Genomic DNA, 23,967 nt, shown 5'->3' with positions numbered 1-23,967 from the left:
TTTTGTTTGTCGTAGGCTTGGATAGGAAGCGTACTACTAGCAAAAATGTTCAGCCGCAGTCTTGCTAGCAACAAAAAGCGTGAGGGTGAAACAACGTTACCCCAAATTAAAGTCTATCCAGTCTTCATCAATAATAAATTATATAGGAAACAATCATCTGTCGTCAATAGGTTTGTAAATATTGTTTATGTAAAATTTTATGGAGGTATTGTTGAATTTAAATATTGAGTGCAAACTATAGTATAAAATTGTAGAATGGGTGTATTAATGTTAAGACATTTAGTGACTTACATTCGTTGTGAGAGGAGGCATTTTATATGTCAGACAATCAATGGAATTATCCGGTGCAAGCCTGGCGTACCGAACAAGGACATGCCTCCTATCCGGTCGTATCAACTACTGATAACACATTCTGGCTTCAAAATCTGGATATTAGTCCTGAAGATTTTCCGTATATCGAACCGTTGTTGCAAGAAAGCCTTAGTGATTGGCAACAACAGAATAGTTCTCAAACACGGATAGGTAATGCACATTGGTTTTTATTTAACCATATGCATAAATATATAGGCGGAGATCAGACAAGTGATCACTTGATACCACAGATAGATATAGCAGTCTTAGATCGTTCAATCTCTAATGAGCATCTTATTGAATATCAACAGGAACAGTATCAGTTTACGATTGTTCCTATTTATACACGTCATCATCAAAAACCATTTGCAATGATGGGTTGTATCCAATTATGTAATCAATCCCAGTTGTTATCTAAAGAAGAAATTAATATGCTTGTTTTACATTATAAAAGTTTGTTTTATCGGCGTTTTGAATATACATTTATAGCCGATATGCTTCATTCCAAAACGCTGGCAGAACGTGAAGCTCAGCGCCGTTCCGTATTATTCCAAGTCATCCAACGTATGCACGACAAATTTGAAGTGGATGCGTTGATTACAGAACTGTTTGCTATTGTGGGTCAGATGTATCCGCAAGTCGAATTTGAATTGCTGGTATCTCAGGACAATAAGAGTAACAATCCCAAAGTAAAACCTTTACTATTGCAAAATCCTAAAGAGGATATGTGTGTACGTGCTTTTACAGCAGGTCAGCCCTTGATTGAAGTGCATTCAGAATCTTCAGGGCTGTCTGATCGAATGGAAGTAGCGATTCCTTTAAGTGGCAAGCAAGCGATCTATGGCGTTTTTCATTTGTTGTCTGATTATCCTTTAGAAGAAGAAGATATTGAACTGATGCGCATTATGGCAGAAGCGGCTGGACGTACATTTGAAAATGCTAAATTATACGAACAATCGCAATTGCTCAATGAAGATCTACGTTTGATCAATGAAATCACTAGAAGGTTAAATCAAAGTCTGCAATTGAATGAAATTTTTGATATCGCAGGCAAAGAGTTATTAGACGTATTCAAAGCAGAAACGGTGGCTGTACTCCATCTGAATCCAGAAACCGAACAGTTCGAAGTCGTAACAGGCAACGTTCCAAGTATGGAAGGTAAGTCAGTAGGCAAAGATCATGGATATACCGGTTTACTTTACCGTACCAAAGAACCGGTGATTTTATCAGATTATTGTAACAATCCCAGTCTGGAATCTTTATTTATGAATGCATCGGGTTCTTGCTCAATGATTGCTTCTCCTTTAATCGGTGGTGGCGAAGTCAAAGGATCGATCTTTTTGGGCCACCGGAAAAGTCATTATTTTTCATATGGCAATTTTAAGCTGCTACAAGTCATTACAACGCATATTGGGCTCGCGGTTGATAATGCAACCCTACATGATGAAGTAAGACGTATGGCAAGCCGTGACGCGCTTACAGGGTTGTATCTACGTCGCTATCTGGATGAAAAGATTCAAAGCTATCAAAGTAAAGAGGATAGCGGTGCTTTGCTAATGGTAGATATTGATAAATTTAAACAGGTAAATGATACGTATGGTCACCAGATCGGTGATGAGATTCTCAAACAGGTGAGCTTAATCATTCAGTCTTCTATTCGTGAAGGTGATATTGCGGCAAGATGGGGCGGAGAAGAGTTAGCCGTGTATTTCCCACAGATTGATGCAGAGAAGACAGAAGTGATCGCTGAACGTATTCGTGAAAAAATCGAAAATGAAACTCATCCAACCGTAACCGTTTCTTGCGGAATTGCTGCGTGGGATCGAGAAGATCAAAAAGTCAGTGTAGAATCTTTGTTCTATCGTGCAGATATGGCACTGTACCAAGCGAAAAAAAGCGGACGGAATCGTATATGTATTGATGAGAGTCCAAGAGAATAACCAAAGGGTAGTTCTAACGATATGTGGCGATTAGCCATAGATCATAGAGCTACTTTTTTATTTTATAAGGGCAGATGAAGACAAGAAACTTAACATCGTGATACAATATTTTTTGAATAATTAACCGTTGTTCAAAAAAATGTTTTGAAAAAAACACCAAGAGGGGAAGATATACTATGCAAGATCCTAGAGTAAAAGTATTAGCCAAAAATTTGGTTGAATATTCAATTGATGTACAACCAGGCGAAAATGTATTGGTCGAAATGATCGGTACAGAGCGTGATCTACTGAACGCAGTGATTCATGCGATTGGCGAAAGAGGCGGTAATGTTTTTGTTCAATTAACAGATCGCAAAGTACAACGTGCTATGTTGATGAATGCAACAGAAGCAAGTATGAATACATGGGCTGCACTTGATCTGGAACGTATGAAGCAGATGCAAGGGTATATCGGTATTCGTGCAGGTGAGAATATTAATGATCTATCTGATGTTCCTGATGACAAACAAAAGCTATATAACAGCATTTACCAACATGCGGTTCATAGTGAGCAACGTGTTAAACATACTAAATGGGTCGTTCTTCGTTATCCAAATGCAAGTATGGCGCAACTCGCAGGTATGAGCACAGAAGCATTTGAAGATTTCTATTTTGATGTATGTAATCTAGATTACGCTAAAATGGATAAAGCTCAAGATGCTTTGGAACAATTGATGACTCGTACAGATAAAGTACGCCTAGTCGGTAAAAATACAGATTTGAGCTTCTCTATCAAAAACATCGGTGCTAAAAAATGTTCCGGTCAACGTAATATTCCTGATGGTGAAGTATTCAGCGCGCCGGTTCGTGATTCAGTTAACGGCGTTATTAGCTACAACACACCAACTGTATATAACGGAACGACGTTTGAAGGCATCACATTCCGTTTTGAAAATGGTAAAATTGTTGAAGCAACAAGTAATGATACAGAGAAATTAAATAGCATTTTGGATTCAGATGATGGTGCTCGTCATATCGGAGAATTTGCGATTGGATTCCATCCACACATTTTGCATCCAATGAACGATATTTTGTTTGACGAGAAAATCGCAGGTAGCTTCCACTTCACACCAGGACAAGCGTATGAAGAAACAGATAATGGTAATCGTTCTTCGATTCACTGGGATCTTGTATTTATTCAACGTCCAGAATACGGTGGCGGTGAGATTTATTTTGATGATGTATTGATTCGTAAAGATGGAATCTTTGTTTTACCAGAATTGGAAGCTCTTAATCCAGAGAACTTAAAATAATATTTGGATTGAATCTACAGTAAAAGATTGAAAATGGTAAAAGAGGTTATATATTGGTGTGAGCATCTTATGTGCTAACCCGATAAGATAACCTCTATTTATCACTCTTACCAGAAGTAAGAAATGGGTTGCATAAGAAAGCGTATTCAATTATGATGTAAATGGAAAACCTGAATTGTTGAAAAATTTTAGTCGGAGTAGGAGGGTTCTCAAATGGCAACAAGTAATACGAATAATGCCGCAGTAGTTGAAATCGCACAGACAGCAGGTCAGTTCACTTCTTCTATTGTTTTACAACATGAATCTAAATTTATTGATGTTAAAAGTATTTTGGGACTATTTACAACACTTGTAAAAAACCAAGATTATGAGCTTCATGTACATGGACCAGACGAAGAAGAAGCTAAAAAAGCAGTCGTTGCTGCTTTTGAAAAACATGGACTTGCTGTAAAACTTGCAGAAGGTCAATGATTAAGAGTGCTGATGATCCCTTGTGGATTGTCAGCATTTTTTGTTGGAATCGATCTTAAATAGATTCACGGATCAATTGTTAAAATCTAAGGTAAATTCCTTTAATTTCGTTAGGGGTTCTTGTATTAGCCTCCAATTTCGTCTAATATTAAGAGTAGTAGTGACTGACGATTCTCGAACATGGGGGGGAAGAGCATGACTTCATCTGATTTACAAGAACAGTTGAATATAAAAGCATTGAATCTTCTACAAGAAGATGCAAATAAAATTGAAAAATTAATTGAAATACAGATGGAGAATTTGGATACTCGTTACTGTCCTCTGTACGAGGAAGTTCTGGATACTCAAGTATACGGCTTTTCCAAAGAAGTAGATTTTGCGATTCGTGCCGGATTTGTTTCTGAGCCTGTAGGCAAACAGTTAATCAGCAACTTGGAACGTAATTTATCTGTGTTGTACGAAGCTATGAATAATAAACAACAGTCTGCTGAGTAGCAGACTTTCGTTACATAGAAACGCCTGTACCTTCATCTGAGGGTACAGGCGTTTTTTGGTTTGGAATATTATTTAGACGAGATAGAACGATACACCCAGAATAATATAAGTGACTAATAATAGTAATCCTTCATACCAGTTGGTCGAACCATCTTGAATAATGGATTTGGCGATAAATACAGACACCATAATAGCAACCAGTTCAAGTGTCGTAAATACAATATCCATCGTATTGCCTAAGAAAAAGCTAATAAAAATCAGTACAGGAGCAACAAACAGAGCAATTTGTAGACTACTACCTACTGCAATTTCAACCGATGCACCAATTTTGTTTTTCATCGCTAACATAATAGCTGCACTATGTTCAGCCGCATTACCAATAATGGCAACAACGAATGCACCGACAAATAGTTCACTGAATCCAAAGTCTGTCGTAAATGTCTCAAGCGTACCGACAAGCCATTCACTGACAAATGCAGTCATCACTGTAGCCACCACTAAAAACAAGATTGATTTGTTTTTAGACCATTTTGGTTGCTCATGATCTTCAGGTGCTTTGGGATCTTTGACATCTTCCAGATACTTTTTGTGTGTCACCATCGAGAAGATCAACCATGCAATATAAGCAGCAATCAACAATCCTGCGACAATTAAGCTAAGTGTATCGACTTCTTGAGGCGTAATAGAATGAGTATTTAAAAATAAAGCAGGAACAAATAATGCAATCACAGCTACGATCATCAATGAACCATTCATATTAGCTAATGCCACATTAAAGTTCTGTACTTTATGTTTGACTCCACCTGCAAAAATACTAAGACCCAATACCAGCAATAAGTTACCGATAATCGAACCAGTTAAGCTGGCTTTGACCATATCGTATAATCCTTCACGTAGCAACATAATAGCGATAATCAGCTCGGCGGCATTACCAAATGTAGCATTCAGAAATCCACCCAAACGTTGTCCTGCATAATGAGCTACACTTTCCGTAGCACGTCCTAGAAATCCTGCGACTAAGATAACTGCAATAGCCGATACTACAAATTGTAGAATAGGATTCAAATGTGCATAATGAGCAATAGCACTAAACACAAAAAAGATGGCTAATAAAATAGTAGATAAATGTTTCTTCATTGTGCACCCCTTTTTCTATATATTTTATGTAAATTCTTTAACATTATAACCAAAACAGTAGGGTATTTAAACCGATTGTATCGGATAAAGTTTAGATTTTGCTCGAATGCTGATACAATAGAGAAGAAAACATCAGCTCGATATGAAGTTATTTAGACAGATGACGTTTTAAGCTTTAGAGGAGGATGGGACATGACCGAATCATTACAATTGGAAATGGGTAGTATCAAAATTGCCGATGACGTCGTAGCAAAAGTAGCGGGCATGGCCGCGTTAGAAACGCCAGGTATTGCTGCTATGTCTGGAGGATTATCCGATGGATTTGCCAAACGTCTAAGTGGTAAAAATGTACAAAGAGGTGTGACTGTAGAAGTTGGACAATTGGAAGCAGCGATTGATCTGCGTATTATTGTTCTCTACGAAACTCCGATTCATGAAGTATGCCGCATGCTTCAACAAAATGTACGTGAAGCTGTAGAAAATTTAACCGGACTTAAAGTGGTTGAAGTGAATGTAAAAGTAGAAGGCGTCGCTTTTAAAGACGATATTTTGTAGAAATCTCAAGTCTAACCATATAAAAAAACGACGGATATGATCTCCGTCGTTTTTTTTACTTTGTATGCAGTTATTTTATTATTTCATGCGCATAGAGACCGAAGAACGACTACTTATGCGTGAATTTGTTGTTTGTGCTTTTTCACTAGCTACCCGATTCGTTTCGCGAGAAATACTTAACATGATCCCCATACTGGTCATCATCATAATTAATGATGTACCTCCATAACTGATAAATGGTAATGTAACCCCTGTAATAGGAATCGTATTCGTAACACCACCGATATTAATAAACGCTTGAATAGCGATCAGACTCATAATACCGACTCCAACGAGTGTTCCAAAGATATCGGGACATCGCAAAGCGATAAACAAGCCTCGCCAGATAAAGTACCCGTATAACAATAAGAATAAGCTGGTGCCTATAAATCCGAATTCTTCACCAATGACGGCAAAAATAAAGTCATTGTAAGGGTTAGGAAGATAGTGAAGCTTCTGAATACTTTGACCAAAGCCTGAGCCTGTAAATCCACCCACTCCAATAGCAGTTAGCGATTGAACAAGGTTGTAAGAACTTCCTTTTTCATCAGCCATGGGATCAAGAAACGCTTCAATCCGTCCTGCTTTGTAGCTACTTTCATTACTGCTGTTATCATCATGATTAAAGAGGGCACCTATACCAAGTACAAGTGATGCTCCCAGAACCAGTAAAAGAACAGAAGCCATAATATGTTTGACACTAGCGCCACCAGCAAAAATAATTAAACCTGCTGTTGCGACCAAAATCATACAAGAACCCAAGTCATTTTGTAAAAAGATTAAGCCAGCAATTAAGCCAACTACAACCATGACTGGAATATAACCACTGCGTAAATCTCTAAGTTTATCTCCTTTTTTGGAGATCAGAGCCGCTAAATACAAAATAACAGCTAATTTGGCAAATTCAGAAGGCTGAAGTGAAAATCCAAAAATATTCAACCAGCTTCGAGCACCGTTCAACTCTTTACCTACCATAAGAACGATAACCAATAGCGCTAAAGTAATCAGAAAAAAGGGCGCAAACCATTTTTTATATTTACTATAGTGAGCTTTCATAGCAAAAAACATACCGACCAAACCAATAACGGCGTATAAAATATGTTTTTTCGTAAAATACAAGGAGTCGAAGTTATAGTTTTTGTTCGTCCATGCGATGCTTGAACTTGCACTAAAGACCATAATAATACCGAAACAGACCAAAATGACGGTCATGATTAACAATTGAAAATCAGGAGCCCCTTTTTTGGTGATTGTCTGCGCAGGTTGCTGTATATTACGCACATTGGAACTTGATTGGGTATTTGTATTCCGATAGCGATTGGCTGTAGTCTGGTTGTTTAGTGTTCGTTGCGAAGTATGTCTGATTTTATTCATAACGAGTCTCCAAGGATAGAACGGATATGTACAGGTCATCATTCATAGAGGCAGTTAACAAACTGCTAATTTTCATGCACAAATCCTCCTTTTGTAATAAAAAACGTATATATGTTGTATTATCATATAAAATTATGGTTAAGTTCACTTTTCATGATAGTACGTTTTGTAGGTAGGCGCAAGCTTTGAAAAGCTATATTGACGCACTTATCAAGCAAATATGTTACGGTTAAACAGAAATTGGTCATATAAACTGTTATTTAACCAACACACAGGTATTGAAACTTACCAATATGTGTATAATGAAATAACGAGAATCACATTGAAAGGATGAAGAGCAGATGGGGAATTATAATTGGGAAGCTTTATTTCCAGATATGGTAGAATGGCGCAGGCATCTTCATCGTAACCCTGAGTTATCTTATCAAGAACACAATACAATGAAATTTATAGCAGACCAATTAATAGCTTTTGGTATTGACACACAGTCCGGTGTTGGCGATACCGGAGTGATAGGTACAATTAAAGGAAGTCTGCCCGGCAAAACAGTAGCGCTACGTGCTGATATTGATGCATTACCGATTCAAGATGAAAAAGAATGTGAGTATGCTTCACAAGTTGAAGGTGTCATGCATGCTTGTGGACATGATGGTCATACCGCAGGATTATTAGCAGTAGCTCGTTATTTCAGTGAAAATAGAGATACTTTGAAAGGCGAAATTCGTCTTATTTTCCAACCGGGAGAAGAAGTCTGTCCGGGTGGAGCGTTAAAAATGATTGCGGCAGGTGCGCTTGAAGGAGTCGATGTCATCTACGGTGTTCATTTATGGTCGCCTTTGCCAGTACACACGTTAGCAAGTGCAGCAGGGCCGATCATGGCATCTGTAGATGACTTTGTGATCGATATTACAGGTAAAGGTGGTCATGGCGGTATTCCTCATGTGACGGTGGATAGTGTATTAACAGGCGCGCAATTGGTAGTACAGTTACAATCGATTGTAAGTCGCAATGTGAATCCTCTTCAACCTGCTGTGTTAACGATCGGAACGATCAACAGTGGAACAGCCAAAAATATTATTGCCGAAACGTGCCGGATTACAGGGACAGTGCGGACGTTTGATGAAGAAACCCGTGCTGTTATTCGCAAACGGTTCGAAGAAGTGACTCAGCATACTTGCGCTATGAATGGAGCAACAGTAGAAATTGATTATATGATGGGATATCCACCGCTTGTGAATCATGCCGGAGAGACAGAACGCTTTTTCCAAGTAGCTAAAGCCGTATTTGGAGAAGAACAAGTTCAGGTGACACCACCGATGATGCCTGCTGAAGATTTCTCTTACTATGTTCAACAAGTGCCGGGCTGTTTTATTTTTGTAGGTGCTGGTAATGAATATAAAGGGATTACTTATCCACATCATCATCCTAGATTCGATATTGATGAAGCAGCGATACTGAATGCAGCCAAAATCTTAGTCTCTATGGCTGAAAATTATCTCGAACAGCAGGATGAAATACCATTTTTGGAAAAGCACTTCTAATCTGTTCTAGGCTTATGCTATGATAATAGAGACAACTAAGAAGATAGTTGTCCACTTTATATACAGAAACGAGATGAATTTCATGAGCGTAACCGAGATTAGGACGGTCGATATGGCCGAAGTCTTGACAAACGCCTATGAACTAGGCGATATGATCAACAATTCTATCGAAGTCGCGAATTACCTATATTGGGAAGAGCGTATGCTGGCTCACCCGGACGTTATAAGCTTGATGCACAAGCTCAACAGTAAAAAAGAATTATTTGAAGAAACACAGCGGTTTGGTCATTTCCATCCAAACTTCCATGAAGCCAAAGAACAGGTGGAAGCGGTTCAACGGGAAATGGAACAAATTGAAGCAGTATGGCGCTTCAAAGACGCTGAAAATAATTTGGATCAAATGTTATACGAAATGTCAGAACTGATTGCACATTCCGTTTCTGAAAGTATTAAAGTTCCAAGTAACAACCCTTTACCGAAAGGAGGCGGATGTGGTAGTGGAGGATCATGTGGATGCAGTTGAGAATGAGCAACAAGAACAAGTTCAAGTCCAGCAAGAACAAGTTCCAGAACAAGAGGAACAAGGGTTAGCTCTACCTGAACGTATCGGTTATATTATCTGGGTCAACGATGTCAAAGCAGCGCGCAATCTTGAAAAATATGGCTGTGTTCATTATATTTCACGTCGCATGCATTATGTGGTTATGTATCTGTACACTGAAAAAGCCGAAGAAACACTCAAAAATATCCGTCGTCTTTCTTATGTACGTAAAGTTGAACGCTCTTATCGTAATGAAATTAAGACCGAGTATACCAAAGCAGTACCGGATCAGACTCAATTTTACGGTATTTAATTAATCCCTTTGGGAATGATTACCTTTAGCAATAAACAAAAAGCGACCTTAAACGGTCGCTTTTTTATATTTAATTTGCAGCAAACGGTTTCATTTATGAGTGGTTAAAGGTATTTAATAAGTATTATTTACGATAATTTTGAAGAATTATCATTTATGGGTTAAAGAAACGTGACTAGCTGTCGATATAATATTTAGTGGGACTACAGAACTGTAAGATAACAAAGACAAATAAATTAATAACATGAAATGACTTTAAAAATGTCAAATATTTAGTAAAAAACGTTAAAAATGGTAGCTTTTTCGTCTTGTGTAGGGCGAACGATATATATATCTTAATAGGTATAAATACTTAGACGGAAAGACCCATACAGAATGGGGAGTGAATAGTTAATGAGAGATAAAGTAATGGAACGCTGGAGCACGTACGAACCTTTTCACGTGGAATTGGGCGAGAAAAAGGTAGCTGATATTGTGATCACGAATCATGCGATCAGTCGTTATAATGACCGTATTGCCAAAGCTCAAACCAAGCCAGAAGAGATCGCTTCCTTCATGTGGGAAACACTTAAACAAAATCGGATTATATCTTATTACCGCAAAGAAGAAGATGTATATTTGATCGATGAAGACCTTGTTGTTGTCGCTGAATTTGCTGATCTGCCGGGTGAATACGATCTTACAGGTAATCCACTGCACAAAATGATTATCGTTACATTTTTGGGTAAAATGTCCGAAACGATTGAACTGCGCGATCTTAAATCTTACTATTCTTGGTTAAGACACTCTCGCCGTATGACATTGATCAAAAACAGTCGTAAACGTAAATAAGGATGATAAACTTCATTCATGATAAACCTACCTTAATGGATGTTATGAACCCATTATAGTCATTTGCGCAATCATGCAATGAATATCCAATCCACTATAAATAGAGTCGGTATACTTTGAGAAGAAGCTGCTATTCAAGCAAGCTTCTTTTTTGTATGCTTATTTGAAAATGGTACACTATATACATAGCAAGGAGGGGAAACGGTAGTGGCATTTAATTTTCATCAATTGCATATTTTTTATACAGTTGCTGAACGAGGAAGTTTTTCAGCAGCAGCCCAAGCGCTTCATATGACTCAGCCTGCGGTAACGATGCAAGTTCAGTCGTTGGAAGATCATTTTGGCACGAAATTGTTTCACCGTACAACCAAAAAAATTGAATTGTCTGAAGCAGGACATGCTTTGATGCCATTTGCTTCTCAAGGTATCCATTTGATGCGAGAAACAGATGCGGTCATGTCACGCTTTACAGATACATTAGCAGGGCGATTGGTATTGGGGGCAAGCAATACGATTGGCGAATATGTATTACCACGTCTATTAGGTCCACTAGGTCAACGATATCCACATATGAAAGTGATGCTTAAAGTGATGAATACGACTCAGATTTTAGATGAGATCAGTCGTAATCAATTGGATTTTGGTCTAATCGAAGCTCCTGTTGAACATCCTGATATGACGATTAAGCCTGTGATGCAAGATGAACTAAAGCTTATTGTGCCAGGTAATCATCCTTTAGCCACGCAGGAGATAGTACAGTTATCCGATATGCTAACGTATCCTTTTGTATTACGGGAAAAAGGATCAGGTACACGACAGGTAATGGAAGAAGAATTGATTAGACATCATGTCGATCTCTCTCAAATTCAGACTGTCATGGAACTTGGAAGTACAGGCGCTGTTAAATCTGCTGTAGAAGCAGGATTAGGCATTACAATTTTATCCCCATCATCCGTAAAGCATGAAGTAGCATTAGGGTTACTGAAAGTACTAACGATTGAAGGGGTCTCCTTTCAGCGGCAATTTTACTCGATTCATCTCAAATCGACATTGCTAACCATTCCAGCAGTGACTTTTTTACAATTTGTGCAAGAGTATGAGTGGGTCTGAATAAGAAAGTGTAATCAATATATAAAGGAATAGAAGAGGAGTGAATAAGATATGGATATGTCTTCAAAAGAACGTTATGCAGATTTGCATACACATAGTCAGGCATCTGATGGGATGAATACCCCATCGCAAAATGTGAAATTGGCTGTAGAAGCAGGACTAGGTGCGATTGCTGTCACAGATCATGATACTGTTGCAGGTGTAGCTGAAGCAATCGAAGCAGGCAAGCTATATGATATTGAAGTGATTGCCGGTGTGGAAATTAGTACAAGAGAAGCTAACAAAGATATTCATATTCTAGGATATTATCTGAATACAGAAGATCCTATATTATTAGAGCGTCTGCAACAATTGCGTGAAGTTCGTGATCATCGTAATGTACAGATTTTGCAAAACTTACGTGACCTTGGCGTGGAGATTACAATGGAAGAAGTGATTGAACAGTTAGGCAGAGAATTAATGCCTGACGAAAGTATCGGTCGTCCGCATATGGCTGATGTATTAGTTGCCAAAGGATATGCAACGGATATGAAAGATGCGTTTAACAAGTACTTAGCAGAAGGTGCAGCCGCTTATGTCTCACCCCCACGTATTACTGCTGCTGATGCGGCTGTATGGATTCGTGAAGCCAATGGAGTTCCTGTAATGGCTCATCCGGGTATTTATGGTGATGATACATTAGTGGAGCATATTCTGGATCACAGTTCGATAGCAGGCTTGGAAGTATATCATTCCGATCATTCACCTGAAGATGAACAACGCTATTTGGAAATCGCACAACGTCGTGATCTGATTGTCACAGGTGGATCTGATTATCATGGGGAGCGCCAAGGCAAAGTATTTCATGGCCCATTAGGCGGTAAAAATGTACCGATGTCTACATTAGTTCAATTGCGTCAATTACAGACAGCGATCGAGACAGGCATTACAGCAGAATAATCACAACGTAATCAAATGGAATATTTCTGCATCATAAGAAAAATGATAAGAAAAAGAACGGCTTGAAGATCACCTGTAACAAAGGTGTTTCAAGCCGTTCTTTATTTGTAAATCATCATCGCAAAAGCAATATTAGATAGTTCTAAAATATCATTAAAACATACGGATTAAGATTTGATCGAACTTTCCAAACCTTTAACGACATCTTCTTCAGGTGTGATAAACAAAGTAGTCTGTTGCTCATAGATGACAAATCCAGGCTTCGCTCCGCTGGGCTTACGCACATGACGAATCAATGTGTAATCGACAGGCACACTACTGGATTCTTTAGCCTGACTAAAATAAGCGGCAAGCTGTGCAGCTTCTGCTAATGTAGCTTCACCAAATTGTTGACTACGGATAACCACATGAGAACCAGGAATATCTTTGGTATGCAACCATGTGTCATTGGAATGAGCTAATTTGTTGGTAATATAATCATTTTGTAAATTGTTTTTACCTACATACATTTCGATACCTTCACTAGACGTATAGACATGAAGAGTCGGACGATTGTCTTTACGTTTCTTTTTGGCACGTTTATTACGATTACGTACATATCCTTGCTCCGCCAATTCTTCACGAATCTCGTCAATATCTTGCAAAGAAGCACTGCCTAATTGTTGTAGCAACGAATCCAAATACTGAATTTCAGCATGTGTTTTGATTAATTGTTGATCGATAACCGCTAGACTGTTTTTGTATTTGTTATACCGTTTGAAATAACGCTGTGCATTATCAGAGGGTGTCAATTGCGGATCAAGAGTGATCGTAATTGGACGCTGTTCTTCATCATAGAAATTAATCAATTCGATCTGTTTATCGCCACGTTTTAGTTCATGTAGCGAAGCGAATAACAATTCACCTTGGATACGGAATTTTTCAGCACCTTCAGCTTCTTGAATATCTTTTTGTAGATTGTCTAACTTTTTAATATTTTTGCTGCGCTCATTTTGAAGAAAACGTAATAGATCACTTGTTTTCTGTTTTACGGTATCACGTTCTGCTTTGTCACCATAATAAGCTTCGATACATTGACTGATCGAATCGTAATGCTTTTCTTCCTCTTGAATCAGAGTCAACGGCACTGCTGAAAAAACGATTTTACCTTGAGCATTCAGACCACTGACAGGAGCGAATTCTCCTTTGGATACTTGCTCCATTAAAGTAGAAAAAGCTTGCCAGATATACTGTACATCTGGATACGGATTTTCATTTGCTCCATTAGCACTCACATCAGCTTGCTGAGCACGATATACAATTTCTTCAGCGATCAAAGGGCTCAGACCACTAAACGTATTCAAAATAAAACGAGCAGGCGGATCAATATTTTCACGATGCAGTTCCATAAACTGTTGTTCGCCTGTTTCTAACGGATTCAATTTGTGCTGATCTGGCGGTTCTACATAGCTGAATCCAGGCATAATCACACGGTAGCTACTAATAGCGGGTGTAATATGATGAATTCCGTCTAATATCGTATTGGTTGCCGGATCGATTACAATCATATTACTATGACGACCCATAATTTCGATAATTAACCGTTTGAATGAAACATCGCCTAATTCATCACGTTGACGCACATTGAAATGAATGACACGTTCCATACCTACTTGCTCAATGGATTCTATAATTGCGCCTTCACAATGTTTGCGGAGTAACATACAGAACATCGGTGCTTCTTGCGGATTCATAAATGATTGTTCGGTAAATTGAACACGTGGATAAGTAGGGTTCACACTTAGAATTAATTTGCGATTCCCACGTTGTGCACGAATCTGAAAAACAATATCATTACCTGTCGGTTGGTGAATTTTATTAATACGTGCGCCTTGTAGAGACTGAAGCTCATGAACAATCGCACGGGTAACAATGCCATCTAATGCCATATCTAATATTCTCCTATTCTTACTATCATAATCATCTTCTATCATGCCACAAACCCATAGCAATTTATAGTGCCATCATGTATGCTTACCCAATAGAATGTGTTTTTCGGAGGAGAGGATTGAGATGGAATTTACCAAAATGAATGGTCTGGGCAACGATTTTATCGTTGTTTATGGAGAGCCATCATTGCCAGCAAATGTAGCAGAATTGGCGATTAAGCATTGCAATCGTTACTTTGGTATCGGTGCAGATGGTTTAGTCTATATTTTGCCGTCCGCCAATGCAGACTTTATGATGCGTATTATTAATTCAGATGGATCAGAAGCAGAACAATGTGGAAATGCGATTCGTTGTGTTGCCAAATATGTATATGATCGCGGTCTAACGCCGCATACTGAAATTACAATAGAAACGATGGGTGCAGGTGTTCAATCGGTAACGGTTCAAGCCGAAGATGGCGTTGCGCATACCGTTCGTGTCGATATGGGAGCACCCATTCTGGATAGCACTTTAATTCCAGTGGCAGTAGAAGGTAATCCTGTGATGAATCAAGAGATTGAAGTGGAAGGACAGATTTTCCATTTTACAGCGGTATCAATGGGTAATCCTCACTGTGTTATTTATGTCGATGATGCAGTCAATATTGATCTGAATAAATGGGGACCACTGCTTGAAAATCATCCGTTATTTCCACGCAAAGTCAATGTAGAATTTACAACTGTACAAAGTCGTGATCGTATGGATATGCGTGTATGGGAACGTGGAGCAGGGCCAACACTGGCTTGTGGAACAGGTGCTTGTGCAACATTGGTTTCTTCGGTGCTTAATGGATATTCAGATCGTAGTGGATATGTATCTCTTAAAGGTGGAGACTTATATATCGAATGGGATGAGTCCAGTAACAAAGTCTATATGACAGGTTCTGCGGCTACGGTCTATACAGGAGAAACAACCGAATAACAGCTTACAAACAGTCTGGTTATATAATTTAGCTATATCACCGTTTGAACGTCTTATAGCTCTTGTTTTTGTGCTACATTAGAACGTAAATGAATCCAGTGGGGTGGACTATACAATGAAGCCAGATTTGCGTTCCAAATGGACAGATAGCGTGATTATAGGTGATGGAGCGATGGGAACCTATTTATATCAATTAGGATTTCCAGTAGGGATCTCTTATGAAGAACTTAATTTGATTCGTCCACATATTATAGAAGATGTACATCGTCAATATGTTAATGCAGGTGCTCAAATGATTGAGACCAATACATTTTCTGCTAATTATGACCGATTATCTAAATATGGGCTTGAAGATAAAGTCGATGAAATTAATCGCGCAGGGGTACGTATTGCCCGGGCAGCAGCTGGGGATCAAGCTTATGTCGTTGGTTCAGTCGGAGCGATTCGCAATGGCAAACGTACCAATATTCCGAGGTCTGAATTACGCCAATATTTTAGACAACAAGTATCTTCTTTATTAGATGAAGGTGTAGATGGAATTTTGTTAGAAACTTTTTTTGAAGTGGAAGAACTGGCGATTGCTTTACGGCAGGTACGCAAACTTACTGATATTCCTGTCATGTGCCAATTAACAGTAGAAGATGCGATTCGGACGTTAGATGGATTTGCTTTGCCAGATGCGTTTGCTTTGTTGACGGATGCAGGAGCCGATATGGTTGGTCTTAATTGCCGTGTGGGTCCTAATGGAACACTACATGCACTTGAAGCGATTCAAGGAAAAGTATCGTTACCGTTATCTGTTTATCCAGATGCAGGTGTCGCTGATTATGTTGATGGTGAATATCGTTATGGAGCAAGCCCGGCTTATTTTGGTCAACGGAGTGTTCGATTTGCCGAGTTAGGTGCCAGAGTGATCGGTGGATGTTGTGGAACTACACCTGAACATATCGCTGCAATCGCAAGAGCACTAGAAGGATATACACCGGGGACATTAGACTTTTCAAATGTACAAAAACCTACTCCACAGATCAGTGTAACCATAGAAAATGCAATTATGGATGAAAGTGATCGCAATGGAGAAGATGTACCTCCAACACTGGTTGATCTGGTGCGCGAACGTCCAACCGTTATCGTTGAACTGGATCCGCCTCGTGATCTGGATATCACTCGCTTTCTCAAAGGAGCAGCTGCGCTTAAAGAAGCAGGAGTGGATGCATTAACTCTAGCAGACAATTCGCTAGCAGTTACTCGAATGAGTAATATGGCACTTGGACATATTGTGCAACGTGAAGCAGGTATTCGCCCTTTGATCCATATTGCTTGTCGTGATCGCAATATGATCGGTAGTCAATCGCATATGATGGGATTCGATGCATTGGGTATTGATCATGTTCTAGCGGTAACCGGTGATCCGTCTAAATTTGGTGATCTGCCAGGAGCAAGTTCGGTCTACGATATGACTTCATTTGATATGATCAAAATGATCAAGCAATTGAATGAAGGCATTGCTTTCTCAGGTAAACCACTCAAACAACGTGCCAAGTTCGTTGTAGGGGCAGCCTTTAACCCGAACGTAAAACATCTCGACAAAGCAGTCGTTCGTCTGGAAAAGAAAATCGCTGCCGGTGCTGATTATATTATGACTCAGCCTGTCTACGATGTGCAGTTGATTGCTGATATTCGCGAAGCGACCAAACATTTGGATATTCCTATTTTTATCGGCATTATGCCACTTGCGAGCGGGCGTAATGCAGAATATCTTCATAATGAAGTTCCGGGTATCCAATTATCGGATGAAGTACGTGGACGAATGGCTGGACTCGAAGGCGAAGAAGGCAGAGCTACAGGCGTAGTGATCGCTAAAGAACTGCTGGATGTTGCTATGGAACATTTTAATGGAATATATATTATGACTCCGTTTATGTTTTATGATATGAGCGTACAGCTAACTGAATATATATGGACAAAAGCAAAGCGCCGTCCAAACCCCTTGTTTCACACTAGATAATCAATTACAATAGGATAACGGATGTGATGCCGATGTCATTCAGTATGACCGGATACGGTCAGTCCGCCGTGCAATTTGGCGGCTACAAAGTCCAGATTGAAGTCAAATCCGTCAACCATCGTTATTGCGAAATCGTGATGCGTATACCACGCGAATGGGGTCAAATGGAGGACAGTCTCAAACGACTGATTCAAGATGCGATCAAGCGTGGACGGATAGATGTATTTATGAACAAAGAGCAAGATACAGGGCAAGTTCCGTCTCTGAAGCTCAACTATGCGAATGTCCAGTCTTATTTACAAGCAGGTCAAGAGCTAACAGAGCGTTATGGCATGAATGGAACGTTGGATATTAACCAATTGCTTGCATTACCGGGAGTAATGACGACTGAGCAACCTTCGGAATTGGCAGATGAAGAAGGACAAGCACAGTGGCAACAGATTCTTGGTCAGGGGCTACAAGAAGCACTTCAGAATTTACTGGAAATGCGTGCACGAGAAGGGATTCATTTAGCTAACGATTTGCGGGAGCGTCTGAATTTACTAGAGCAGCATTATCGGAAGATGTGTGAATTAGCACCTACTGTAGTAGAAGAACATCGTGTACGTCTGGTACAGCGATTATCTGAACTTCAGGATGGAAGTTATCATTGGGATGATTCCAGAATCAGCATGGAGATCGCCGTATTTGCAGATCGTTCAAATATTGATGAAGAATTGACACGTTTGAATAGTCATTTTCAGCAGTGCAGGTTATTGCTCGAAAGTAATGATGCGATAGGGCGTAGACTTGATTTTTTGATTCAAGAAATGAATAGAGAAGTGAATACAATTGGTTCCAAAGCAAATCATCTGGCTCTGACTAATCATGTGGTTGAGATGAAAGCGGAACTGGAAAAAGTCCGTGAACAAGCTGCAAATTTGGAATGAATGCAAGTCAGCGACCTCATTTCGGCGTAAATGAGTCAAATGTATAGGGGGAAAAACCTGAAGATGGCCATCAAACTTATCAATATTGGCTTCGGAAATATTGTATCCGCTAATCGGATTATTTCTATAGTAAGCCCTGAGTCTGCACCAATCAAAAGAATTATTCAGGAAGCACGCGATCGTCATATGCTCATTGATGCCACATATGGTCGTCGTACTCGTGCTGTTATCATTACAGATAGCGATCATGTGATTCTTTCCGCAGTGCAACCGGAAACCGTAGCACATCGTCTATCTACCAAAGATGATGATCACGACGAATAAACAAAAAGAGGCTGTTGATCAATCCAGTACAGACCGTACGACGCAACAGCCTAAAATGGAGTGTACCATGTCTAAAGGATTATTATTTGTGTTATCCGGCCCGTCTGGTGTCGGTAAAGGGACGGTATGCAGTGCTCTTCGGACGCGCATGCCCGAGTTGATCTATTCTGTATCTGCAACCACTCGTCAGCCTCGTGCAGGGGAAGTGGACGGAGTGAATTACTTTTTCAAAAGTCATGAACAATTCCAGTCAATGATCCAAAATGATCGATTGCTGGAACATGCGGAGTATGTAGGTAACTTCTATGGCACTCCACGTGATTTTGTAGAAGATACGCTGAATGCGGGTAACGATATTTTCCTTGAAATCGAAGTACAAGGTGCTTTGAAAGTCATGGAGAAGTTTCCAGAAGGCGTATTTATTTTTTTGACTCCACCTTCGTTTGAAGAATTGGAACAACGTCTGCATGGGCGTGGAACTGAAACCGTAGATACGATTATGAATCGGATGACGGTAGCTGCTGACGAGTTGGAATTGATGAAGCATTATGATTACTCTGTAGTCAATGATGAAATTGATCTAGCATGTATGCGAATCCAGAGTATTATTGTCGCAGAACATTGTAAGATTACAAAATAAGTCCTGCGGAAGTTTATTTCGCAGAACACGAAGAGGTGTGTGTATCTAATGTTATATCCTTCTATTGATGAAATGATGACTAAAGTCGACAGTAAGTACTCTCTTGTTGTTGCAGCTTCCCGTCGTGCAAGACAATTGCGCGAAGGTAGCACTAGTGAATTGAAAGATGCTCATGCGAGCAAATATGTAGGTATTGCATTAGAAGAAATCTATAACGATATTCTTCGCATTGAACGCAGAACAGAAACAGAGTATGACGACGAGTAAGAAGTAAGGGTCTAGGTAAAGGGGTCCGCTATCTAATGTATAATTAAATACGGTCCCCGGCGCCACTTGCTAACAACCGAAAGGTTGTTATTTTTTTTGAAAAGTTCTCGAAATGATCACTGTTATTCCCTTTTTACTACAAAAAGCGGTATAATAAAGGGATGAATAATTGCTCAAACTAAACGAAAGCGGGGAGATAGAGATGCTGCAAGGTAAAAAGATTGTGCTAGGGATTACTGGCGGAATCGCTGCTTACAAAGCGGCAGCGTTATGTAGCGGATTGGTAAAACAAGGAGCAGATGTACATGTTATTATGACACGTTCAGCTTCCAAATTTATTACCGAACTTACCCTACAGACGCTCTCTCGTAACCCGGTTCATATAGATACATTTGACGAACGTGATCCAGAAGTAGTCACGCATATTAATCTAGCCGATCTAGCCGATCTGGTATTAATTGCTCCAACCACAGCAAATACAATAGCTAAAATGGCTCATGGACTAGCAGACGATATGCTTTCTTCAACTTTGCTTGCAACGATGGCTCCAATCATGGTAGCTCCAGCAATGAATGTACACATGTATCAGCATCCAGCCGTGGTGCAGAATATGAATACACTGGTTAGTAGAGGTGTGCTAATGATCGAGCCTGGAAGTGGAATGCTTGCTTGTGGTTATGTTGGCAAAGGACGTTTGGAAGAACCGGAGACGATTATTAGAGTAGTACAAGACTTTTTTCAAGCTCAGGCTCATCGTAATCAGTTAAGTCAAGCATTAGCAGGCAAAAAAGTAACAGTCACCGCAGGTGCAACCGTGGAACGGATTGATCCTGTTCGCTTTATTACGAATGATTCTTCCGGCAAAATGGGGATTGCCATTGCTAAAGCGGCTCGTGATATGGGTGCATCGGTACGACTGATCGCAGGGACGGTTCAAGTACCTTTACCTGAAGGGATCGAGACTGTACGTGTTCAGTCTGCTCAAGATATGTATGAGGCTGTATTAGGAGAATGGAACAGCACCGATATTATGGTTCAAACAGCAGCTGTTGCAGATTATCGTCCACGCACTGTATACGATACCAAAATGAAGAAAAAAGACGAGGGGCTTACATTAGAACTCGAAAAAACAGTCGATATTTTGGAAAGTCTGGGTCAACGCAAACAGGGACAATTCCTGATTGGATTTGCCGCAGAAACGAATGATGTGGCTGAACATGCTATGGGCAAATTAAAACGCAAAAACTGTGATCTATTAGTCGCTAATGATGTCACCACAGTTGGAGCAGGTTTTGGTACAGATACCAATGTAGTTCAGATTTATGATGCTGATGGATTAGTAGTGGATTTGCCTTTGATGAGTAAAGATGACGTAGCGATCCAATTGTTGAGTGTAGTAGCTAAACGGCTGAATGGAGTGTCTACCTCATGACGCTTATTGCTCAGGTGATTGTTGATGTACCTAGCCGGGGCACAGATCGTCCATTTGATTATATTGTGCCGGAATCGATGCAAGGATGGTTAGAAGTAGGGAGTCGTGTCGGTGTTCCTTTTGGCCCACGTACATTACAAGGATTTGTTATTGGATTAAGTGGAACATCAGAGACACCTGCTGCAAAGCTCAAAGCATTGCAGGAATTACTTGATCTTGTGCCTCCACTTTCAGAAGAATTAGTAGAATTGTCTGAATGGATGAGCGCCAAATATGCGTGTCATCGGATTACTGCCCTTCAATCGATGTTACCTGCGGCTTTGAAAGGTAAAGCAGAACGGTATATTCGAGTGGCTGAACGTGAATCTTGGGTAGGCGAAGATTCTCTTTTTGATGCTACAACATCTTTATTAACCGATGAAGAAGAACAGATTATCTCTCATATTCAAAAGCAACAAGAAGTGCGAATGGAATTGTTAAGTCGACGTTTTGGTGAACAAGCGCATATTATCAAATCGTTGTTACAACGAGGCATATTATTAGAAAGCCGTAGCATACGTGATAAAGTGCAAAAGAAAACTGTTCGAACGGTTTCTTTACATTTGCCAGAAGATGAGATTCGTACGATTATTGAAGAATTTCCTGCCAAAGCCAAACGTCAGCAAGAAGTACTAACGTATATCGCAGATACAGGCGGCGATGTACCGTTGAAAGAAATTATGACGGTGCTTGGCGTAACAGCCAGTACAGTGAAAGCTTTAGCCGACAAAGGATATATCGCTATTATGGATATGGAAGTGTATCGTGATCCTTATCAAGATCGTAACTTTACACCTACTACTCCATTTACATTAACCGATGAACAGCAACAGGTATATAACTCGATCATCAATCGGATTAACAAGTGGGAAAAAGGGGAATATTTAATTCACGGGATTACAGGCAGTGGTAAAACAGAAGTGTATCTGCAATGTATTCAGCGTGTGATTGAACAAGATCGACAAGCGATTATGTTGGTACCTGAGATTGCACTGACTCCGCAGATGGTTGAGCGATTCAAAGGTCGGTTTGGCGATCGTGTAGCAGTGATGCATAGCCGTTTATCCAGTGGGGAACGTTATGATGAGTGGCGCAAAATCCGTGAAGGCAAATCGCAAGTTGCTATTGGGGCACGATCAGCGATTTTTGCTCCTTTTTCTAATCTGGGCTTAATTATTATGGATGAAGAGCATGAGACTTCGTATAAGCAAGAAGAAAGTCCGAAGTACCATGCTCGTGATGTAGCTATTCATCGTGCTCATCAGCATAATGCAGTGGTTATTTTGGGATCAGCTACCCCTTCATTGGAAAGTTATTATGCAGCTAGATCCCAAGCAAATGATGAATTTATGCCAACCTTATTGGAAATTCATGGACGTGCACTTGGAAGTGAGCTTCCAGCTGTAGAGATTATTGATATGCGTGAAGAGTTGAAAGAAGGCAACCGCTCGATGTTTAGCCGACCGCTTCACCAAGCGATAGAAGATCGGCTAGAGAAAAAGCAACAAACGGTTCTTTTGCTTAATCGACGTGGTCATTCTACTTTTGTTATGTGTCGTACTTGTGGATATGTAGCTGAATGTCCGAACTGCGATATCTCACTCACCTATCATCAGCGCTCGAACAGTCTACGTTGTCACTACTGTGGACATGCTGAACCGGCTCCGCAAATATGCCCGGAATGTGGTAGCGAGCATATTCGTTATTTTGGCACAGGAACACAGCGTGTCGAAGAAGAATTGGCGAAGTTATTTCCCGGTATTCGTGTTGTACGGATGGATGTCGATACAACCACACAAAAAGGGTCACATGAGAAATTATTAAATCAATTCCGAGATAAAAAAGCGGATTTACTGTTAGGTACCCAAATGGTAGCGAAAGGATTGGATTTTCCAGATGTGACATTGGTCGGTGTTATTGCTGCCGATTCGGCGTTACATTTACCTGATTTTCGAGCAGCGGAGAAAACGTTCCAACTACTTACACAGGTAGCCGGTCGAGCCGGTCGTCATCATTTACCGGGCGAAGTGATTGTGCAGACGTATAATCCAGAGCATTATTCGGTCATACATGCCAGTCATCACGATTATCATTCATTTGTACGTGAAGAATTAAAGCATCGTCAGACATTAGGGTATCCACCTTATTGCCGTCTAGCACTGATTACCTTTTCTCATGAGAAGTTGGCTTTGTTAGTACGAATTGCTGAAAATTATACACAGATGATTAAAGATCAAGCCTCTAAATTGGGTTGGTTAGGTAGTCTGGAACGATTTTCAAATGAAGCTCTGGATGTATTAGGTCCTGTCGCTTCGCCAATCCCACGCTTAAAAAATAGATACCGATTCCAATGTATGATAAAATGGCGTGGAGATATGGACGTTGCCAAGCTTGCAGAGCATGTGGCAGAACAATTGCAAGACAGCGTACGTGATAAAGAATTATTAATCAGTATCGATGTCGATCCACAGGTATTAATGTAAAAAGGGTTTATGCAAAATAGTAACAAC

The 23,967-nt window shown here is 39.9% G+C and carries 22 protein-coding genes; 19 read left to right on the top strand and 3 right to left on the bottom strand.

What is annotated here, in order from left to right; translation table 11 throughout:
• Positions 1-317 precede the first annotated feature (317 nt).
• From PO903_RS20250 to PO903_RS20235, 4 genes are all read left to right on the top strand, one after another.
• Complete coding sequence (locus tag PO903_RS20250; protein WP_069329021.1) at positions 318-2,291, top strand: sensor domain-containing diguanylate cyclase; 1,974 nt, start codon at positions 318-320, stop codon at positions 2,289-2,291.
• A gap of 176 nt (positions 2,292-2,467) precedes the next feature.
• Positions 2,468-3,583: an aminopeptidase gene (locus PO903_RS20245; protein ID WP_137220717.1), complete on the top strand. Its 1,116-nt coding sequence runs from the start codon at positions 2,468-2,470 to the stop codon at positions 3,581-3,583.
• Between the two features lie 213 nt (positions 3,584-3,796).
• Positions 3,797-4,054, top strand: a complete 258-nt coding sequence (locus tag PO903_RS20240) for an HPr family phosphocarrier protein (protein WP_069329023.1) — start codon at positions 3,797-3,799, stop codon at positions 4,052-4,054.
• Between the two features lie 195 nt (positions 4,055-4,249).
• Positions 4,250-4,549: an Fpa/YlaN family protein gene (locus PO903_RS20235; protein WP_069329024.1), complete on the top strand. Its 300-nt coding sequence runs from the start codon at positions 4,250-4,252 to the stop codon at positions 4,547-4,549.
• A 72-nt stretch (positions 4,550-4,621) separates the two neighbouring features.
• Here PO903_RS20235 and cax read toward each other — a convergent pair whose 3' ends face one another.
• Entirely contained in the window at positions 4,622-5,686 is a 1,065-nt protein-coding gene (cax, locus tag PO903_RS20230) for a calcium/proton exchanger (RefSeq protein WP_273594408.1), read from the bottom strand.
• Between the two features lie 192 nt (positions 5,687-5,878).
• Between cax and PO903_RS20225 the strand changes: the two genes are divergently transcribed.
• Entirely contained in the window at positions 5,879-6,241 is a 363-nt protein-coding gene (locus PO903_RS20225) for an Asp23/Gls24 family envelope stress response protein (protein WP_069329026.1), read from the top strand.
• Positions 6,242-6,319: 78 nt separating this feature from the next.
• Here PO903_RS20225 and ftsW read toward each other — a convergent pair whose 3' ends face one another.
• Positions 6,320-7,492: a putative lipid II flippase FtsW gene (ftsW, locus tag PO903_RS20220; protein ID WP_069329120.1), complete on the bottom strand. Its 1,173-nt coding sequence runs from the start codon at positions 7,490-7,492 to the stop codon at positions 6,320-6,322.
• A gap of 503 nt (positions 7,493-7,995) precedes the next feature.
• Between ftsW and PO903_RS20215 the strand changes: the two genes are divergently transcribed.
• From PO903_RS20215 to PO903_RS20190, 6 genes are all read left to right on the top strand, one after another.
• Entirely contained in the window at positions 7,996-9,195 is a 1,200-nt protein-coding gene (locus PO903_RS20215; protein WP_273594407.1) for a M20 metallopeptidase family protein, read from the top strand.
• 82 nt (positions 9,196-9,277) lie between these two features.
• Positions 9,278-9,718, top strand: a complete 441-nt coding sequence (locus PO903_RS20210) for a YlbF/YmcA family competence regulator (RefSeq protein ID WP_069329028.1) — start codon at positions 9,278-9,280, stop codon at positions 9,716-9,718.
• An 82-nt stretch (positions 9,719-9,800) separates the two neighbouring features.
• Complete coding sequence (locus tag PO903_RS20205) at positions 9,801-10,049, top strand: YlbG family protein (RefSeq protein ID WP_069329121.1); 249 nt, start codon at positions 9,801-9,803, stop codon at positions 10,047-10,049.
• 393 nt (positions 10,050-10,442) lie between these two features.
• On the top strand, positions 10,443-10,880 hold the full coding sequence (locus tag PO903_RS20200) for a hypothetical protein (RefSeq protein WP_069329029.1): 438 nt from the start codon (positions 10,443-10,445) through the stop codon (positions 10,878-10,880).
• 207 nt (positions 10,881-11,087) lie between these two features.
• Positions 11,088-11,990: a selenium metabolism-associated LysR family transcriptional regulator gene (locus tag PO903_RS20195; protein WP_069329030.1), complete on the top strand. Its 903-nt coding sequence runs from the start codon at positions 11,088-11,090 to the stop codon at positions 11,988-11,990.
• A gap of 51 nt (positions 11,991-12,041) precedes the next feature.
• Complete coding sequence (locus PO903_RS20190; protein ID WP_273594406.1) at positions 12,042-12,929, top strand: PHP domain-containing protein; 888 nt, start codon at positions 12,042-12,044, stop codon at positions 12,927-12,929.
• Between the two features lie 167 nt (positions 12,930-13,096).
• Here the strand turns inward: PO903_RS20190 and PO903_RS20185 are convergent, their stop codons facing one another.
• Positions 13,097-14,857 (bottom strand): Rqc2 family fibronectin-binding protein, encoded by a 1,761-nt coding sequence (locus PO903_RS20185; protein WP_273594405.1) that lies wholly within the window; start codon positions 14,855-14,857, stop codon positions 13,097-13,099.
• Positions 14,858-14,981: 124 nt separating this feature from the next.
• Here PO903_RS20185 and dapF point away from each other — a divergent pair, with 124 nt between their 5' ends.
• The 8 genes from dapF to priA all read left to right on the top strand — a co-directional run bounded on the left by dapF (position 14,982) and on the right by priA (position 23,940).
• On the top strand, positions 14,982-15,818 hold the full coding sequence (gene dapF, locus PO903_RS20180) for a diaminopimelate epimerase (RefSeq protein WP_273594404.1): 837 nt from the start codon (positions 14,982-14,984) through the stop codon (positions 15,816-15,818).
• A gap of 115 nt (positions 15,819-15,933) precedes the next feature.
• Entirely contained in the window at positions 15,934-17,826 is a 1,893-nt protein-coding gene (locus tag PO903_RS20175) for a bifunctional homocysteine S-methyltransferase/methylenetetrahydrofolate reductase (RefSeq protein WP_273594403.1), read from the top strand.
• Positions 17,827-17,858: 32 nt separating this feature from the next.
• Positions 17,859-18,755: a YicC/YloC family endoribonuclease gene (locus PO903_RS20170; RefSeq protein ID WP_273594691.1), complete on the top strand. Its 897-nt coding sequence runs from the start codon at positions 17,859-17,861 to the stop codon at positions 18,753-18,755.
• Positions 18,756-18,818: 63 nt separating this feature from the next.
• Positions 18,819-19,079: an extracellular matrix/biofilm regulator RemA gene (remA, locus tag PO903_RS20165; RefSeq protein ID WP_020615370.1), complete on the top strand. Its 261-nt coding sequence runs from the start codon at positions 18,819-18,821 to the stop codon at positions 19,077-19,079.
• Positions 19,080-19,146: 67 nt separating this feature from the next.
• The gene (gmk, locus tag PO903_RS20160; RefSeq protein WP_069329034.1) at positions 19,147-19,719 is read left to right on the top strand and encodes a guanylate kinase; all 573 of its coding nucleotides are present in this window, start codon (positions 19,147-19,149) and stop codon (positions 19,717-19,719) included.
• 48 nt (positions 19,720-19,767) lie between these two features.
• Entirely contained in the window at positions 19,768-19,986 is a 219-nt protein-coding gene (rpoZ, locus tag PO903_RS20155; RefSeq protein ID WP_069329035.1) for a DNA-directed RNA polymerase subunit omega, read from the top strand.
• A gap of 202 nt (positions 19,987-20,188) precedes the next feature.
• Complete coding sequence (gene coaBC / locus PO903_RS20150; protein WP_273594402.1) at positions 20,189-21,418, top strand: bifunctional phosphopantothenoylcysteine decarboxylase/phosphopantothenate--cysteine ligase CoaBC; 1,230 nt, start codon at positions 20,189-20,191, stop codon at positions 21,416-21,418.
• The gene (priA, locus tag PO903_RS20145) at positions 21,415-23,940 is read left to right on the top strand and encodes a primosomal protein N' (protein WP_273594401.1); all 2,526 of its coding nucleotides are present in this window, start codon (positions 21,415-21,417) and stop codon (positions 23,938-23,940) included. The genes coaBC and priA overlap by 4 nt, the downstream gene beginning before the upstream one ends.
• The last annotated feature ends 27 nt before the right edge of the window (positions 23,941-23,967 follow it).

The sequence above is a fragment of the Paenibacillus sp. PK4536 genome, assembly GCF_028594455.2.
Lineage (GTDB): Bacteria > Bacillota > Bacilli > Paenibacillales > Paenibacillaceae > Saccharibacillus > Saccharibacillus nuruki.
Note: the sequence above shows the minus strand (reverse complement) of the source record. Positions and strands in the feature narration are given on the sequence as shown.